Here is a 454-nt window from a genome sequence, read left to right on the forward strand (position 1 = left end):
AATGCTGAGATAGATGCCCACCTCGGTTATCAATCCGGTGATCGGGACGCTAAAGCGGCAGCTGGGACTGATAATCACCGCAATGGCACCTACCCGAAGACGGTTGATTCCAATTACGGGCCGGTTACCGTAGACATCCCACGAGATAGGGCTGGGACGTTTCTTCCCACCATGGTTCCCAAAGGCTCTAGGCGTTTGACTGATGTTGATGACATGATTGTCAGCTTGTACGCCGGTGGAATGACTGTGCGAGATATTCAGCACCATATGGCCACCGCCATGCGGGTGGATATCTCCCATGAGACGATTTCCGCTGTCACTGACGCCATCCTTGATGAGGTACTGGTGTGGCAAAACCGCCAGCTCGACGAGTTCTACCCCGTCATCTTCCTCGACGCATTGCGCATCAAAGTCCGTGACGGTGGACGCGTAGTCAACAAGAGCGCCTATATGG

The 454-nt window shown here is 54.2% G+C and carries 1 protein-coding gene; it reads left to right on the forward strand.

The window, feature by feature from the left end:
• Positions 1 to 454, forward strand: a 454-nt coding sequence (locus HMPREF2692_RS07245; protein ID WP_210400649.1) for a transposase, incomplete at both ends; no start/stop codon positions are given.

This window comes from Corynebacterium sp. HMSC036D03 (assembly GCF_001836185.1).
GTDB lineage: Bacteria > Actinomycetota > Actinomycetes > Mycobacteriales > Mycobacteriaceae > Corynebacterium > Corynebacterium simulans.